The following is a 15,287-nucleotide window of genomic DNA, read 5'->3' as shown; positions in this document are numbered from 1 at the left end:
CCCCGATGCGGTACATAGGGGGTTCTGAGTAGAGAAATGCTAGTTGAAAATGTGTAAACCTATTTCAGGACTAGACACTGGCCAGTTCATCGTAGAAGTGGCCTTATTTGGCAATAAAGCCGCCTTTGGCCTTGGGCGCGGCGCCCACCTTTTCCAGGGTTTCTACTTCCACTTCAGTCTTGTTCCAGCTGTGGTCCACTTCACCACGAATGCGGATCAGGTCGTCCGGACCCACTTCGGTGCCGCGCCACACATCCTGATCCACTTCGACCTCAACCTCGCCACTGGCATCGCGGAATAGATAGTTCTCGCCGCCCAGATGCTTGACCAGTTTCCCTTCCAGGGTGGCACAGCTGTCATCGGCCAGATCTTTCAGTTGAGCAACGGAGACCTTGTTCTGCTCCTGCGGGCCTGTGTAGGCCGCCATGGCAAAAGAGGAGACAGACATCAGGGTTAACAGTCCGATTACGCTTGCGCTTGCCTTGTTCATTTCATACTCCTGTCGTTGGTATGAGGGCATTGTGCTGTGCAGGGCGTGAAACAAGCGTGAAAGATAAACCCATTGTGATTGGCTGTTTTGTGAGCGCAAGCGATTTCATCGATGGCGGAACATGTGTGATTTCATATGGAACTGTAATCTGTCGCCTTCACCAGAAGTCAGTGGCAGCAGACTCTTCCCATGCCTGTCGCCATTCGAGGAGAAGTCCGCAGGTCTCACCTGCTTAATCGAAGAGCATAACAATATGAAAAAATGGCTTGTTTGTTTATTGGGGTTAATGGCATTGACCGCGCAAGCGGCAGAGGGACGCCAACCTTTTTCCCGGGTCGTGATGTTTGGTGACAGCCTCTCCGATACCGGCAAGATGTACAAGAAGATGCGGGGGTATCTCCCCTCCAGCCCACCTTACTTCAACGGGCGCTTCAGCAACGGCCCGGTGTGGCTGGAGCAGTTGGGTGACGAGCGTTTCCCCGGTCTGGTCGTGGCCAACGAGGCGGAAGGCGGTGCAACGGCGGTGGCCTATAACCATCTGGGTGCCCTGAATGGCTGGCTCGGTTTCTGGTCCTGGGATCCCAAATATCAGGTGATCAACAACCTCGATTACGAGATCGACCAGTTCCTGAAAAAGGACAAGTTCCGCCCCGATGATCTGGTGGTGATCTGGGTCGGTGCCAACGATTATCTGGCCTATGGCTGGAACACCGAGCGGGATGCGGATCGGGTGATCGATACCATCCGGCTGGCATCCAACCGGTTGGTGCTCAACGGCGCGCAGCAGATCCTGCTGTTCAACATTCCTGATCTGGGGCAGACCCCGTCAGCCCGCAGCATGAAGGTGGTGGAGAAGGTGCGCCATGTGGCCAGCTACCACAACCAGAAGTTGCAGAACCTCACTCGCGAGCTGGCTCCCCTCGGCATAGTGAAGCTGTTCGAAGTGGACAAGCAGTTTGACGAGATGATGCGCGATCCTCAGCAGTTCGGGCTGAGTGACACAGAACACGCCTGCTACGGTGGTGGCTATACATGGAAGCCGTTCTCCGGCAGCGCCGCCGAGGTGGCTGCGACCCCGGCTTTGAGTGTCTCCGAAAGAGTGGCTATTGCCGGTAACCCGATCCTGGCGCAGGCGGTGGTGAGTGGGCAGGCAAAAGAGCGTGCAGCGAGCCTCGACTGCGATGAACATATGTTCTGGGATCAGGTGCATCCAACCAGGACGGTGCACAAGGTATTGAGCCAGCGTGTTGCTGACTTTATCGATCAGCACTACGAGTTTGTCCGTCGCTGATACTTGCCCAGGCTGGCGGATGCCGGCCCTTTTTTCACTCGCCAGTCTGAGCCAACACTTGCTTTGCGACCTAATAGCTCAAATAACAGACGTTTGTTGCTGTTTTTGTAACAAGTTTGCGTTACAGTGTTTTTTGTTAATTGATATCAGTGACTTGAAAATAGGCTAACGTTGATATGCTGCGATCGCTTTTGGGTGGTTGCACCTATAAGACGAGGTGATATCAATCAACCTCCTCCTACATAAAGTTGCAGAGGCTCAAACATGAAAAAATCATTGATTACCTTGCTGGTTACCGGCTTGCTGGCGGCCAATGCCCAGGCTGCCGGTCAGGACAACACCTGGTATGGCGGTGCCAAACTGGGTTGGTCCAACTTCTACGGCATTGATGAAAGCAATGCCCTGACCCTTGGCAATGAGACCAACGATGCCTTGGGTGCAGGCGTGTTTGGCGGTTATCAGATCAACAAGAATCTTGGACTGGAGCTGGGTTACGACTACCTGGGCAAATATAAATACGACGCAGTGAAGAGCGGTGCAGCTTTTAGCGATGAGGTGACTGCACAGCTGGCTCAACTGACCCTGAAACTGGGCTTCCCGGTTACCGATAATCTGGATCTGTATGGTCGTGTCGGTGGCGGTTATGGCTGGGCTGATACCAAGAGCGATGTCTACAAAGATGACAGCCGCTTTGTCATGGTCGGAGCACTGGGTGCCGAGTATGCATTCAACCTCGACTGGGCTGCTCGCCTGGAGTACCAGTACACCACCCCGTATGGCAGCCGCGATGATACCGGTCTGAGAATGGATAACGGCCTGCTCTCGCTGGCTGCGGTTTATCGCTTTGGTCAGGTTGCCCCTGTGGCGCCCGCCCCAGCTCCGGAACCTGCTCCTGCACCTGTGATGGTTGAGAAGCAGTTCACCCTGAGCTCCGATGTGCTGTTTGACTTCAACAAGGCGACTCTCAAGCCAGAGGCCAGTCAGGCACTTGATAGCCTCTATAGTCAGATTGAACAAGCACGACCCAAAGATGGCGTGGCAACCGTAATTGGTCACACCGACCGTATCGGTTCCGATGCCTACAACCAGAAACTCTCCGAGCAGCGTGCCCAGACCGTTGCCAACTATCTGGTTGGTAAAGGGATTCCGGCCGCCAAGATCAATGTGGAAGGGCGTGGTAAATCTTCACCGGTTACCGGCGACAGCTGCGTCAGCAAGTCCAAGCGTGAGCTGATCGTCTGCCTGGCTCCGGATCGCCGTGTTGATGTGAAAGTCGAAGGTGTCAGCGAGGTGCAGGAGTAATCCTTCACACTGAGCTGCTCTTCACTGGGGCTGGAATGAACAGCCCCTGTCGGTGCAAGAGAGACCAAAAAGCCAGTCAGTTGAGCTGACTGGCTTTTTACATTGGCATTGCGGTCGGGCAGGGGACAAATCAGGAAGGGAGCGGCATCACCCGGTTGCGCCCCAGCTCCTTGGCCTTGTAGAGCAGCTTGTCGGTACGTTCGACCAGACAGTCTGCGCTCTCCTGACCGTTGAACTCACCCACGCCAAACGAAGCTGTGATGTGGTCGATGCGGCGGCCCGATTTGCGATCCAGAATCGACATCCGCTCGATGGCGCGGCGCATGCTTTCCGCCATCTGTCTGGCCAGCGCCAGCGAGCGATGGGGGACCAGCATGGCGAACTCCTCCCCACCCAGCCGATAGGCAGTGACCCCCTCCTTGCAGGCATCGCGCAGCCGTTTGCTGAAGGCGCGCAGTACCTGATCGCCGAGCAGGTGACCGTACTCGTCGTTGAAGTTCTTGAATCGATCGATATCGGCGAGGATCAGCGAGAAGGGGTGCTGGCTGCGGATCAACCCCTCCAGCTCCAGATCGAAGGCGCGGCGGTTGAGCAGGTTGGTGAGGGCATCCTCGTTGGCCAGTTTGCGTGTCTCGTTGAGCGCCGCCCGCAGTTCCTTGATCTCTTTTTCCGCATTGCTGAGCTGGTTGCGAAAGTGCATGGTGGACATGCGCACATCCCGCGATTCGCGCACCAGCTCTCGCAGGATCCCCATGGTGTCTTCCAGGCTGAAGCCCTCGTCATCAATGCGGCTGAGCTTGTCAAAACTCTTGTCGAGCATCTCCTGAAACATGCCGGTATCGGATATGGCGTCCTGCATGGAGTGGCCGAGCTCGTTGGCCATGGCGGCGAGGCTCAGTTTCATCGCCTCCATCTGCTTCTCGTCCTGAGCGGCCAGATACTGGTGATAGAGCCGCTCGCAGGTAGTGAGTGAGCAGGTTCCCTGCATTTTGACAGCCTGATCAATCGCCTGGTTGAGTTCGGGCATGCTGGCCGAGACATAGTTGTACCAGAGATGGTAATTGTCCGGCGTAGTTGGGATTTGGTACTTGATCATCAGGGGAACTGCCTGCTTGAGATAAGCGGCAGATTGGGCAAATGTATCCTTACTCATGAGTTCTATGTCTCATCATGCCAGCGAACTGCACATAGTATGACAGAGAGATTGGCCAAAAGGCAGCCGATGGATGCCATTCGCCCCCCCCTCCGATATAATGGCACCGTTACCACCAACCCTAAGGCCTGCTTATGTCTCAAAAAGATCCTTTCCTCGAACGCGAGGCCGAAAAATACGAAAACCCCATTGCAAGTCGTGAACTTATCCTCGACCTCATCAAGGGCCATGAAAAGCCGATGTCACGGGAAGAGCTGGCAAAGGTCCTCAAGCTGACAGAAGAAGAGCCGTTGGAGGCCCTGCGCCGCCGCCTGCGCGCCATGGAGCGCGATGGTCAGCTGGTCTTTACCCGCAACCAGTGCTATGCCCTGCCGGATCGCCTGAATCTGGTGAAAGGCTATGTGCTGGGTCACAAGGATGGCTTCGGTTTTCTGCGTCCGGAAGGTGGTGGTCCGGATCTGTTTTTGAATAACCGTGAAATGCAGCGTCTGATGCATGGCGACTATGCGCTGGTGCAACCGACCGAGATCGACCGCAAAGGACGTCAGGAGGCACGTCTGGTGCGTCTGCTCAAGTCACGCGAAGCGGATATCGTCGGTCGTTACTTCGTCGAGAACGGTGTCGGGTTTGTGGTACCCGACGACAGCCGTATCGGCCAGGACATCATTATCCCTGAAGGGGAAAACAAAGGGGCTCGCCAGAGCCAGGTGGTGGTCGTGCGCATCAACCAGCGTGCCACCGCCCGCTTCAACGCGGTGGGTACCGTGCTGGAGGTGCTGGGTGAAAACATGGCGCCCGGCATGGAGATCGAAATCGCCCTGCGTACCCACGGTATCCCGCACACTTGGCCCGAGGAAGTGACTAAAGAGGTTGCCGGTCTGGGCGAAGAGGTGCCGGAGAAGGCTAAAGAAGGTCGCATCGACCTGCGCGCTCTGCCACTGGTCACCATCGACGGAGAAGATGCTCGCGACTTTGATGACGCTGTCTTCTGTGAAGCCAAGCGTGGTGGTGGCTGGCGCCTGTGGGTCGCTATCGCCGACGTCTCCGCGTACGTGAAACCTGGCACAGCCCTCGACACCGAGGCCTACCAGCGTGGCAACTCCGTATACTTCCCCGAGTTTGTGGTGCCCATGCTGCCGGAGGTACTCTCCAACGGTCTGTGTTCCCTGAACCCGCAGGTTGACCGTCTCTGCATGGTGTGCGAGATGACCATCTCCGCCGCTGGCCGCATGTCCGGCTACAAGTTCTACGAAGCGGTGATGAACTCCCACGCCCGCCTGACCTACACCAAGGTGGCGGCGATCCTCGACGGGGATCCCAAGCTGCGTCAGCAGTATGATCCGCTGGTGGGTCATATCGAGGAGCTCAACAACCTCTACAAGGCGCTCAAGCATGCCCGTCATCAGCGCGGCGCGGTGGAGTTCGAGAGCGAGGAGACCCGCTTCATCTTCAACGCCCAGCGCAAGATTGACCGCATTGTGCCGCTGGTGCGCAACGACGCCCACAAGATCATCGAAGAGTGCATGATCCAGGCGAACGTGGCTGCCGCCCGCTACATCGAGAAGAACGAAGCTGCTGCCCTGTTCCGCGTGCACGACCGTCCGGGTGAAGAGCGTCTGACCGGTTTCCGTGACTTCCTGGCCGAACTGGGTCTGGAGCTCAAGGGCGGTCTCGAGCCCGAGCCGAAAGATTTCGCCGAGCTGGCTGCCAAGTTTGAAGGGCGACCGGATGCGGAGCTGCTCTCCACCATGCTGCTGCGCTCCATGCGTCAGGCCATCTATCAGGCCGACAACATCGGTCACTTCGGCCTGGCCCTGAAGTCCTACGCCCACTTCACCTCGCCGATCCGTCGTTACCCAGACCTGATCCTGCACCGTGCGATCAAGTATCAGACCGCCAAGGAGCAGCAGGCCAACCTGCGCCACAAGTGGACCCCGAGCGGTGGTTACCACTACCAGCTGGAAGAAGTGGATCCAATGGGCGAGCACTGCTCCATGACCGAGCGCCGTGCCGACGATGCCACTCGCGATGTGGCCGACTGGCTCAAGTGCGAGTACATGCTGGATCATGTGGGTGACGAGTTTGACGGCGTTATCGCCAGCGTCACCGGCTTTGGCTTCTTTGTCCGCCTGGCGGAGATCCACATCGACGGTCTGGTGCACGTCAGCACCCTCACCAACGACTACTACCAGTTCGACCCGCTGCACCAGCAGCTGATCGGCGAGAACTTCCGCCGCCGTTACCGTCTGGGCGACAAGGTGCGGGTCAAGGTGATGGGCGTCAATCTGGATGATCGCAAGATCGACTTCGTGATGGTGGAAGAGCCGCTCAAGGCAACCGGCAAGAACGCCAAAGAGATGGCGCGCAAGCAGGCCGAGATCAAGAAAGAGAAGGCCAAGAGCGCACAGCGTCACGAAAAACGTAAAGAGGGCAAGGATCACGGCAAATCCGACAAGGGTGGCCGTGCCAAACCCAGCAACAGACGACCGGGCAAAAAAGCTCGCGACAAGGCCAAGAGCACTAAATGAGTACTGAACTGATCTACGGCATTCACGCTGTATCCGCGCTGCTGGAGCGCACCCCGGAGCGTTTCATCGAAGTGTGGGCCCTCAAGGGGCGCGATGACGACCGGCTGCAACCCCTGCTGGCCGAACTGGATGCGCTCGGCCTCAAGGTGCAGAGCGTGAACCGCAAGACGCTCGACGACAAGGCGGAGGGCAACAATCACCAGGGCATCATGGCCCGGGTGAAAGAGGCGCCCAAGCTCGCCGAGCACGATCTGGCCAGCCTGCTGGACAAGTTGGCCGAGCAACAGACTCAACCCTTCCTGCTGGTGCTGGATGGCGTGACCGATCCGCACAACCTCGGCGCCTGCCTGCGCAGCGCCGATGCGGCCGGCGTGCATGCGGTGATCGTGCCGCGCGACAAGGCCACCGGTCTGACCCCGATCGTGCGCAAGGTTGCCTGTGGCGCCGCCGAAGTGGTGCCGCTCATTCAGGTCACCAACCTGGCCCGCAGCCTGCGCGAGCTGCAGGAGCGTGGCGTCTGGATCGTTGGTACCGCCGGCGAGGCGGATCACGACGTGTTCCAGGCCAAACTCACCGGCCCGATGGCGCTGGTGATGGGGGCAGAGGGCAAGGGTATGCGTCGCCTCACCCGCGAGCACTGCGACGAGCTGGTGAGCATCCCGATGGCAGGGGCGGTATCCAGCCTCAACGTCTCGGTGGCAACCGGCGTTTGCCTGTTTGAAGCCGTGCGTCAGCGTCGCGGTTAATCATGCTGACTGACAGACCCCCCTTCGATTGGGCGCAGGTCGCAGATAAAGAGGAGGCCGCGCGCCTCCTCTCTTTTGCCCGCCCGCTGACCCTCAGCCCGAAAAGCTGCCTCTGGCATGCCGGCGACAGCCCGGATCTGCTGGTCAGGGTGGAGCAGGGGCTGCTGCGGGCCAAGCTGGTGCTGGAGGATGGCCGCGAGTACATCAAGGAGTTCTACTGGGAGGGAGACGAGTTTCTCGACTTCCACCACCTGCTCAGTGGTGAGCCGGCCCGCTACAGCGTGGAGGCGCTGGAGCCCTGCCGTCTGCAGCTGTTCAGTCTGGCCGACTTGCGCCAGCTACCCGGCTGGCCGCGCTGGTACCAGCACCTGCTGGAGGTGCAGCTGCGCATCAAGGAGGAGAAGGAGCAGTTGCTGCTGACCGGCAGCCCGCAGGCACGCTATCAGCACTTTCTCGACAGCTTTCCCGCGCTCGATGCCAGAGTGCCAGACCACCAGATCGCCGCCTATCTCGGTATCACACCCATCAGCCTGAGCCGCATTCGCAAACGGCTGAAAGAACTTAACAAAGGTTAATGCAGGGCGCTGGCGCCACGATTATGCTGGCAGACCGAACTGATAAGGAGTTGCCGATGAACTGGATCCTGAAACCCTGGTCTGAACTGACCACAGACGAGTTGTATGAGTTGCTGGCGCTGCGGGCTGAGGTGTTCGTGGTGGAGCAGACCTGCCCCTTTCAGGATCTGGACGGGCTGGATCGCCGCGAAGGGGTCTGGCACCTGCTAGGGTATCAGGGCGACCAGCTTGCTGCTTACGCGCGGATTATGGCGCCCGGCATCGGCGATGAGAGCGGCGCCGCCATCGGCCGGGTGGTGACCTCACCCAAGGCGCGCGGCGGTGGTCATGGTCATAAGCTGATCAGCGAGGCGGTCAAGGCGTGTGAGGCGCGCTGGCCGACTCACAGCATCTGGTTGGGGGCTCAGGCTCATCTGCAGGGCTTCTATGGCCAGCACGGTTTTGTGGCCGAGGGGGAGGGATATGTCGAGGACGATATCCCCCATATCGGGATGCGCAGAGTGGTGGCATAGCCACTCGTCAGAGTGATTCAGAATGCAGAAGGGCCATCCCGCGGGATGGCCCTTCTCTTTATCGGCAGGCGATCACTTCTTCTTTTTCTTCTTGGCGGACTTCTTCTTGTCGACCGGCTTTTTCTTCTTCACCGGTACCCGCGCTTCCTTGTGTTTCGGGCGCAGTTCGTCGATCACCCGGCGCTTGAGGCGCTCTTCGGTGTAGCGTTCGATCTTGGCGACCATCGCCATGTCGTGGGCTTCTACCAGGCTGATGGCGCAGCCACGGTTGCCGGCGCGGCCGGTACGACCGATCCGGTGGACGTAAACATCGGCGCCGTAGGGCATGTCGTAGTTGATGACATGGCTGACGTTCGGCAGGTCGATGCCGCGGGCGGCGACGTCGGTGGCGATGAGGAAGGGTACTTCCCCTTCGTGGAACTTGCGGATCGACTCGATACGCTTGCTCTGCTCCATCTCGCCACGGATCCAGGCGCAGGAGATACCTGCCGCCTGCAGCTGGCCGGAGAGCTCCGCCAGACGCTCGCGAGTCTTGACGAAGATAATGGCTTTCTGGGTTTCCGGATCTTTCAGGATATGGGTCAGCAGCGCCAGCTTGTGGGCGGCGTCATCAGCCAGATGGATCCACTGGGTGATGGGGCGACGTTCGCTGCGGGGCGGTTCGGCGTGCAGCTCCACCGGCTCCTTGAGGATCTCGTTGGCGAACTTCTCAAGGCCGGCCCCTTCCAGGGTGGCGGAGAAGAGCATGGTGTGCTTGCGGTAGCGCGCCTCTTCCACGATGCGGTCCACATCCTTGATAAAGCCCATGTCCAGCATGCGGTCCGCTTCGTCCAGCACCAGCACCTCGATGTCGTGGCTCTCGAACTCCTCTTTCTCGATGTACTCGAGCAGACGGCCCGGGGTGGCCACCACTATGTCGGTGGTCTTGGTCAGGGCAGGCAGCTGCTCTTCATGGCTGACGCCGCCGATGATGGTTTCGATGCTGAGGTTGGTATGGGCCGCCAGCGCCTTGGCGTGGGCGGTAACCTGCAGCGCCAACTCGCGGGTCGGGGTCAGGATCAGCATGCGGCAGGGGCCCGGCTTGCGGCGTGGGAAGTCCAGCAGGTGCTGGAGTGCCGGCAGCAGGAAAGAGGCGGTCTTGCCGGTACCGGTCGGAGCGGATGCCAGAATATCGCGGCCGTCCAGGGCTGGCTCCAGCACCATCTGCTGGATGGTGGTGGGGCGGGTGAATCCCATCTCGGCCAAGGCCCGGTTGAGGGCTGGGTGCAGGTCGAAATCATCAAAGGACTGGCTCATGGCAATACTCGGTCATTAAGGAAACGGCAGATTATAGGCGATTATCTCGTCGGCTCCTATTGGTGAGTGTGTCTTAGCCGCTATAATCGCCCACCATTTTTGCAGATGACGGGGGCCAGATGGGACGTAGTCGCGGATTTACCTTCAAACAGTTCCATATCAATCACGATCGCTGCGCCATGAAGGTGGGCACCGATGGCATCCTGCTCGGTGCCTGGGCGCCGGTCGAACAGGCGCACCGGGTGCTCGATATCGGCAGCGGCAGCGGCCTGATCGCCCTGATGCTGGCCCAGCGCAGCAGATCTGACTGCCGTCTCGATGCGGTCGAACTGGATATTAATGCGGCCAGCCAGGCGCGGGAGAATGCGGCTGCCTCTCCCTGGGCCGATCGGGTGACCGTCATAGAGAGTGCCATTCAGGATTATCAGGCAGCCCCTTACGATCTTGTCGTCTCCAACCCTCCCTATTTCGTGGCAGGCCAGTCATTTAGCGATCCGGCGCGGGCGTTGGCCCGCCATACCGGAGCCCTCGACAGCCACGCATTACTGGCGGCCTGCGATCGTTTGCTGAGCCCGAACGGGCAGGTGGCGCTGGTGCTGCCGACGGCGATGGCCGATGAAATTTTATGCATTTCGGCGAATTATGATCTGCATGGCATTTGTTATACAGCTGTTATCACCAGAGAGGGTAAAGAGGCAAATCGTGTTTTATTGCTACTTGGCAGAGGATTAAACAGGTGTGAGAGGGGTGAAATTGTGATCCATTCTGCTGATGGGGCCTATTCCGACAGATATATCCAACTGACCAACCCCTTCTATTTGAAGATGTAAATTTCGTCTTGAACTATTTTTTCACGCCATTATGCTGGTTCCAGATCGAGCGCCCGCTCCAGACCAGCTAAAACCACTGGTTGCGATGAAAAAACATGCGGGGCTCTTTTTTTATACCCCCTGAACACACCCGGTCAGCGACCGATAAAAACTATAACAAGCAATAATTTACAAGACAGACGAGGTTGAACTTGACGAAATCACTCACATTGTCCGATGTACTCGGATTAGGGTTTATGACCTTCGCCTTCTACCTGGGCGCCGGTAACATCATTTTCCCGCCGTTGGCCGGTTACATGGCTGGTGAGCACCTCTCCCTGGCGATGTTTGGCTTCCTGGTCACTGCCGTGGGCCTGCCTCTGGTGACCATTCTGGCCGTTGCGAAAGCCGGTAACGGCTGGGCTGGCATGACCAAGCTGCTGCCTGCCGGTGTCGCGACTGCGCTGGCCGTTGCCATCTACATCATCATCGGCCCGGCCTTTGCCGCGCCCCGTACCGGTCTGGTTGCCTACGAGATGGGCCTCAAGCCGTTCATCGGTGACATGGGTCAGGTTGGTCTTGCTGCCTATACCGTGATCTTCTTTGGTGTGGCCATTCTGGTCTCCATGAACCAGGGCAAGCTGATGGACGCCATCGGCAAATACCTGACTCCGGTACTGATGCTGCTGCTGCTGACTCTGGCGGTCGGGGTATTCGTAGCACCGCAAGGCTCCATGCCTGATGCGTCCGGTGACTATCAGAACAGCCCCTTCGTCAAAGGGATCCTGGAAGGCTACAACACCATGGACACCCTGGCGTCCCTGATGTTTGGTGCTCTGATCGTCGACCTGCTGCGCCAGAAAGGCATCAACGATTACAAGAGCCAGTTCAAGTATCTGGCCATTGCCGGCCTCATCTCTGCCGTTGGTCTGAGCGTGGTGTACGTCTCCCTGTTCCAGCTGGGCAACACTGCAGCCGGTGTGGCGACCGATGTGAGCAACGGTGGCGCCATCGTCAACGCTTACGTACTGAGCCTGTTTGGTCAGCCGGGTCAGTTCATTCTGGCGGCCATCATCACTCTGGCGTGCTTTACCACTGCAGTCGGTCTGATCTCCGCCTGTTCCGATTTCTTCCACAATCTGACCGGCATGGCTTACAAGAAGCTGGTGGTGTTGCTGGGCGTTATCTGTGCCGTGGTGGCCAACGTGGGCCTGAGCCAGCTGATCAGCCTCTCCATTCCGGTGCTGGTTGCCATCTATCCGGTTGCCGTGGCGCTGGTACTGGTCACCTTCCTGAAGGGTTACTTCGGCCGTCCCCGTCTGGTGTTCCGTGGCGTGTTGATGGTTGCCTTCCTGTTCGGTTGCCTGGATGGTCTGGGTGCTGCCGGCATGAAGATGGATGCGTTCGCCTTCCTGCCGCTGTTCGACAAGGGCCTCGCCTGGCTGATGCCGACCCTGCTGGCCTGCGTAGTTGGCATGATGGTGCGTCCGACCGAGATGGCTGCCGAAGCTGCCTGATCACGCCCGATGTGATATTGCCAAGAGCAAGAGCCTGCCCCGTGCAGGCTCTTTTGTTTTCTGTGAGCTTCGTTTCTCGCCTCGCTTTACACTGCCGTAGTTGTCACCGTTCGCAGATAGCATCTGAGCAGCCGTATTTGGCCGCTATAACCTGTTCCCCCCTTCTTACCTCCCATACGCCACGTGTGACACCTGTTTATGGAACGCCGAGTTGTTCGGCGATTAATTCCGCAGCAGTAAATTGTTTCAAGATATTAATTGGTGATTGAGATCGAACTCTTCTTCTTTATGCTAAAGGTGGTGCGCCTCATCCGGTCCGAGGGCCGTGTGGGGGCGAGAGGTATTGTTACCGGTTATCTGCCAGGCAGTGGGTGCAATCAATAACAAGCTGATAAGGCAGATGAGGTTGAGTTTGACGAAATCATTGAAGTTGTCCGACGTATTCGGATTGGGGTTTATGACGTTTGCCTTCTATCTGGGGGCTGGCAATATCATTTTTCCGCCGCTGGCCGGTTTTATGGCTGGTGAGCATCTGCTGGCCGCCATGTGCGGCTTTTTGCTGACGGCAGTGGGCTTGCCGCTGATCACCCTGATTGCGGTGGCCAAGGGGAGTTCGGGGGGCGGCGCGAGTGGCTGGACCGGAATGACCCGCTATCTGCCCGCCGGGGTGGCGACGGCGCTGGCCATCGTCATCTATATCATCATGGGGCCCGCCTTTGCCATTCCCCGCACCGGTCTGGTCGCCTACGAGATGGGGCTCAAGCCCTGGCTCGGCGATGCCGGTCATGAGGGGCTGCTGATCTACACCCTGAGTTTCTTTGCGCTGGTGATCCTGGTGGCGCTCGATCGGGGCAAACTGCTCGATGCGGTCGGCAAGTATCTGACCCCAGCCCTGATGGCGATGCTGCTTATTCTGGCGGTCGGGGTCTTTATGACGCCGCAGGGCACCATGCCTGATGCCAGCGGTGAGTACATAGATGCAGCCCTGACCAAGGGGATGCTGGAGGGGTACAACACCATGGATACCTTGGCCTCCCTGATGTTTGGCGCCCTGATCATCGGGTTGCTGCGCCAGAAGGGGATTGAGGATTATCGCAGCCAGTTCAAATATCTGACCATTGCGGGCTTGATCTCGGCGGTCGGGTTGTCGGCGGTGTATGTCTCACTCTTTCAGCTGGGCAACAGCGCCGGTGGGGTTGCGAGCGATATCAGCAATGGCGGCGCTATCGTCAATGCCTACGTCCTGAGCCTGTTTGGCCAACCGGGTCAGTTTATTCTGGCTGCCATCATCACCCTGGCCTGTTTTACCAGTGCGGTCGGCCTGCTCTGTGCCGGTGCTGACTACTTCCATGGCCTGACAGGTTGGGCCTATCGCAACTGGGTGATGCTGCTGGGGGCGCTCTGTGCACTGGTGGCCAATGTGGGATTGAGCGAATTGATCGGCCTCTCCATCCCGGTGCTGGTGGCCATTTATTCGGTCGCCATCGCGCTGGTGCTGCTCACCTTCCTCAAGGGGTGGTTTGCCCATCCACGGCGGGTGTTTCGCGGCGTGCTGGCGGTCGCCTTTCTGTTTGGCTGTCTGGATGGGCTGCGAGCTGCCGGTATGAAGATGGATGCGTTTGCTTTCCTGCCGCTGTTCGACAATGGCCTTGCCTGGCTGATGCCGACCCTGCTGGCTTGCGTGGTAGGGATGGTGGTTCGCCCGCCCGAGAAGCTGGCTGCCGAGGCGGCTTGATTCAGGATCAACGAGATAGCAAAGAGGCCAGCATCTGCTGGCCTCTTCTGTTTCTGCCGGATCCGTTACCGGATCAGATTTGCGGGCCTGCTGGCTTGGGTTTGCCATCCAGACCATACCAGTGGGTTTCTACCCGTCCGGCATGCCACTCGAAGGTGCCCCAGGGCTGTTTGGTTTCCCAGCGCGGGAAGTTGATGAGAACCCGGTTATCCTCGTATTTGTAGAGGGAGGTGCTGATCTGAATGTCCGACAGGATCAACAGTAGTGCCCAGCAGATGAAAATCCATTTCAATGCTTTCCACATAGGATTACTCGAAGCAAATTTCGATAGTGGCGCGACCGAAATCGGATTCGAACGGCATCATTATCTTGGTGCCATCGGCCCTGTGGGTGATGGTGTGGTTGGGGCCGGAGACGATGATGGGGGTCGCCATGTCAAACTCGTAGCCCTTCTCGCCCAGCATCCGCTTGGCACCGCCGGTCACCATGTTGGTGATTTCACCGACCATGTCGGTCACCTCTTCATTGATGGAGGCGGGCGCTTCCCCCAGCATGCGACGCATGATCTCCAGCGCCAGCCCCTTCTCGAAGCTGATGGAGAGGGAGCCGCGGGTCTGCGGGCCGACCATGCCGATCAGACCGGAGACGTCGCCGCGCGCCAGCTCATCCATCTTGCGTTTCGGTTTGCCCGGTTTTAGTTCCAGCTGTGCCATGGTCGAGAGCACATTGAGCAGAGATAGCAGGAACGGATTTACAAAATCAGCCTTCATGATGACTTCCTACAGTGGGCGTACAGCGAGCACATTGGCCATGTGCCTCTATTGTCTTATTGGTAATCGTAAAGCCATGCAAGTGGGCCTGCTCGGAAAACGCGCTATCTATTGCACTATCGTGAAGTTCGACCACATCCCCGCACTCGTCGCAGATCAGCAGCTGCATCGGGTGAGCGTGATCGAAGTGGCAGCAGAAGATAAACGCGTTGAGCGATTCCACTTTGTGAGCAAAGCCCTGTTCGAGCAAAAAATCGAGTGCCCGATAGACGGTTGGCGGCTTGGCATTGGCTTCGGTTTGTTGCAGCTGGGCCAACAAATCATAGGCGCTGATGGCGTTGCCGTGTGCCGCCAGCAGGCGAAATACCTGACGTCGGGTCGGGGTGAAGCGGATCCCTCGCTGTATACAGAGTCGCTCGGCTCGTTGTAAAAGTTGGTCTTGATTCATGATCGCGCAGATACCCTTTCTATTAGCCGGATACTATCACAGGGCCTCGCATGGCGCGGCGACAAAATTCATTTTCTGGGGCTGCTTCACGTTGTGATAAAATCCGCCCCTTTCT

General features: G+C 58.3%; 15 protein-coding genes. 9 read left to right on the top strand and 6 right to left on the bottom strand.

Going from position 1 to position 15,287, the window contains the following annotated elements; translation table 11 throughout:
* Positions 1-103 precede the first annotated feature (103 nt).
* The gene (locus G5149_RS20145) at positions 104-490 is read right to left on the bottom strand and encodes a YgiW/YdeI family stress tolerance OB fold protein (protein WP_421213498.1); all 387 of its coding nucleotides are present in this window, start codon (positions 488-490) and stop codon (positions 104-106) included.
* Positions 491-743: 253 nt separating this feature from the next.
* On the opposite strand from G5149_RS20145, the gene G5149_RS20140 reads away from it, so the two are divergent.
* Complete coding sequence (locus G5149_RS20140) at positions 744-1,781, top strand: SGNH/GDSL hydrolase family protein (protein ID WP_421213496.1); 1,038 nt, start codon at positions 744-746, stop codon at positions 1,779-1,781.
* A gap of 264 nt (positions 1,782-2,045) precedes the next feature.
* The gene (ompA, locus tag G5149_RS20135; protein ID WP_216979514.1) at positions 2,046-3,083 is read left to right on the top strand and encodes a porin OmpA; all 1,038 of its coding nucleotides are present in this window, start codon (positions 2,046-2,048) and stop codon (positions 3,081-3,083) included.
* Between the two features lie 130 nt (positions 3,084-3,213).
* On the opposite strand, the gene G5149_RS20130 is transcribed toward ompA, so the two are convergent.
* Entirely contained in the window at positions 3,214-4,236 is a 1,023-nt protein-coding gene (locus G5149_RS20130; protein WP_019445736.1) for a GGDEF domain-containing protein, read from the bottom strand.
* Between the two features lie 134 nt (positions 4,237-4,370).
* Between G5149_RS20130 and rnr the strand changes: the two genes are divergently transcribed.
* Genes rnr through G5149_RS20110 form a run of 4 tightly spaced genes read left to right on the top strand, consistent with a single transcriptional unit; the run spans position 4,371 to position 8,597 of the window.
* Positions 4,371-6,764 (top strand): ribonuclease R, encoded by a 2,394-nt coding sequence (rnr, locus tag G5149_RS20125; protein ID WP_337073783.1) that lies wholly within the window; start codon positions 4,371-4,373, stop codon positions 6,762-6,764.
* Positions 6,761-7,510 carry a 23S rRNA (guanosine(2251)-2'-O)-methyltransferase RlmB gene (gene rlmB, locus G5149_RS20120; protein WP_216979512.1) on the top strand — a complete coding sequence of 250 codons (750 nt, stop codon included), beginning with the start codon at positions 6,761-6,763 and terminating at the stop codon, positions 7,508-7,510. Before rnr ends, rlmB begins: the two co-directional genes overlap by 4 nt.
* Positions 7,511-7,512: 2 nt before the next feature.
* A complete protein-coding gene (locus G5149_RS20115) occupies positions 7,513-8,085 on the top strand; it encodes a Crp/Fnr family transcriptional regulator (RefSeq protein ID WP_108612042.1) in 573 nt (190 codons plus the stop codon).
* 56 nt (positions 8,086-8,141) lie between these two features.
* Positions 8,142-8,597, top strand: a complete 456-nt coding sequence (locus tag G5149_RS20110) for a GNAT family N-acetyltransferase (RefSeq protein WP_421213492.1) — start codon at positions 8,142-8,144, stop codon at positions 8,595-8,597.
* Between the two features lie 72 nt (positions 8,598-8,669).
* Here the strand turns inward: G5149_RS20110 and srmB are convergent, their stop codons facing one another.
* On the bottom strand, positions 8,670-9,893 hold the full coding sequence (gene srmB / locus G5149_RS20105; RefSeq protein WP_421213490.1) for an ATP-dependent RNA helicase SrmB: 1,224 nt from the start codon (positions 9,891-9,893) through the stop codon (positions 8,670-8,672).
* 119 nt (positions 9,894-10,012) lie between these two features.
* On the opposite strand from srmB, the gene G5149_RS20100 reads away from it, so the two are divergent.
* From G5149_RS20100 to brnQ (G5149_RS20090), 3 genes are all read left to right on the top strand, one after another.
* Positions 10,013-10,723 carry a tRNA1(Val) (adenine(37)-N6)-methyltransferase gene (locus G5149_RS20100; RefSeq protein ID WP_335818896.1) on the top strand — a complete coding sequence of 237 codons (711 nt, stop codon included), beginning with the start codon at positions 10,013-10,015 and terminating at the stop codon, positions 10,721-10,723.
* Between the two features lie 191 nt (positions 10,724-10,914).
* Positions 10,915-12,219: a branched-chain amino acid transport system II carrier protein gene (gene brnQ / locus G5149_RS20095; protein ID WP_270905671.1), complete on the top strand. Its 1,305-nt coding sequence runs from the start codon at positions 10,915-10,917 to the stop codon at positions 12,217-12,219.
* Between the two features lie 457 nt (positions 12,220-12,676).
* Positions 12,677-13,954, top strand: coding sequence for a branched-chain amino acid transport system II carrier protein (gene brnQ / locus G5149_RS20090; RefSeq protein ID WP_421213500.1), 1,278 nt, complete (start codon positions 12,677-12,679; stop codon positions 13,952-13,954).
* Between the two features lie 73 nt (positions 13,955-14,027).
* On the opposite strand, the gene G5149_RS20085 is transcribed toward brnQ (G5149_RS20090), so the two are convergent.
* The 3 genes from G5149_RS20085 to zur are packed head-to-tail and all read right to left on the bottom strand — an operon-like array spanning position 14,028 to position 15,172.
* Complete coding sequence (locus tag G5149_RS20085) at positions 14,028-14,258, bottom strand: hypothetical protein (RefSeq protein ID WP_160882368.1); 231 nt, start codon at positions 14,256-14,258, stop codon at positions 14,028-14,030.
* Between the two features lie 4 nt (positions 14,259-14,262).
* Positions 14,263-14,724, bottom strand: a complete 462-nt coding sequence (locus G5149_RS20080) for a chemotaxis protein CheX (protein WP_005343179.1) — start codon at positions 14,722-14,724, stop codon at positions 14,263-14,265.
* Positions 14,714-15,172, bottom strand: coding sequence for a zinc uptake transcriptional repressor Zur (zur, locus tag G5149_RS20075; RefSeq protein WP_160882369.1), 459 nt, complete (start codon positions 15,170-15,172; stop codon positions 14,714-14,716). Before zur ends, G5149_RS20080 begins: the two co-directional genes overlap by 11 nt.
* Between the last annotated feature and the right edge of the window lie 115 nt (positions 15,173-15,287).

It is taken from the genome of Aeromonas sp. 600479 (genome assembly GCF_049175515.1).
GTDB lineage: Bacteria > Pseudomonadota > Gammaproteobacteria > Enterobacterales > Aeromonadaceae > Aeromonas > Aeromonas veronii_A.
This window is presented reverse-complemented; position numbering and strand designations above follow the sequence as displayed.

Bases quoted from the DNA above. Each gene is read 5' to 3' on its own strand.
- G5149_RS20145 (WP_421213498.1), bottom strand. From the start codon at position 490: ATGAACAAGGCAAGCGCAAGCGTAATCGGACTGTTAACCCTGATGTCT.
- G5149_RS20140 (WP_421213496.1), top strand. From the start codon at position 744: ATGAAAAAATGGCTTGTTTGTTTATTGGGGTTAATGGCATTGACCGCG.
- ompA (WP_216979514.1), top strand. From the start codon at position 2,046: ATGAAAAAATCATTGATTACCTTGCTGGTTACCGGCTTGCTGGCGGCC.
- G5149_RS20130 (WP_019445736.1), bottom strand. From the start codon at position 4,236: ATGAGTAAGGATACATTTGCCCAATCTGCCGCTTATCTCAAGCAGGCA.
- rnr (WP_337073783.1), top strand. From the start codon at position 4,371: ATGTCTCAAAAAGATCCTTTCCTCGAACGCGAGGCCGAAAAATACGAA.
- rlmB (WP_216979512.1), top strand. From the start codon at position 6,761: ATGAGTACTGAACTGATCTACGGCATTCACGCTGTATCCGCGCTGCTG.
- G5149_RS20115 (WP_108612042.1), top strand. From the start codon at position 7,513: ATGCTGACTGACAGACCCCCCTTCGATTGGGCGCAGGTCGCAGATAAA.
- G5149_RS20110 (WP_421213492.1), top strand. From the start codon at position 8,142: ATGAACTGGATCCTGAAACCCTGGTCTGAACTGACCACAGACGAGTTG.
- srmB (WP_421213490.1), bottom strand. From the start codon at position 9,893: ATGAGCCAGTCCTTTGATGATTTCGACCTGCACCCAGCCCTCAACCGG.
- G5149_RS20100 (WP_335818896.1), top strand. From the start codon at position 10,013: ATGGGACGTAGTCGCGGATTTACCTTCAAACAGTTCCATATCAATCAC.
- brnQ (WP_421213500.1), top strand. From the start codon at position 12,677: ATGACGTTTGCCTTCTATCTGGGGGCTGGCAATATCATTTTTCCGCCG.
- G5149_RS20085 (WP_160882368.1), bottom strand. From the start codon at position 14,258: ATGTGGAAAGCATTGAAATGGATTTTCATCTGCTGGGCACTACTGTTG.
- G5149_RS20080 (WP_005343179.1), bottom strand. From the start codon at position 14,724: ATGAAGGCTGATTTTGTAAATCCGTTCCTGCTATCTCTGCTCAATGTG.
- zur (WP_160882369.1), bottom strand. From the start codon at position 15,172: ATGAATCAAGACCAACTTTTACAACGAGCCGAGCGACTCTGTATACAG.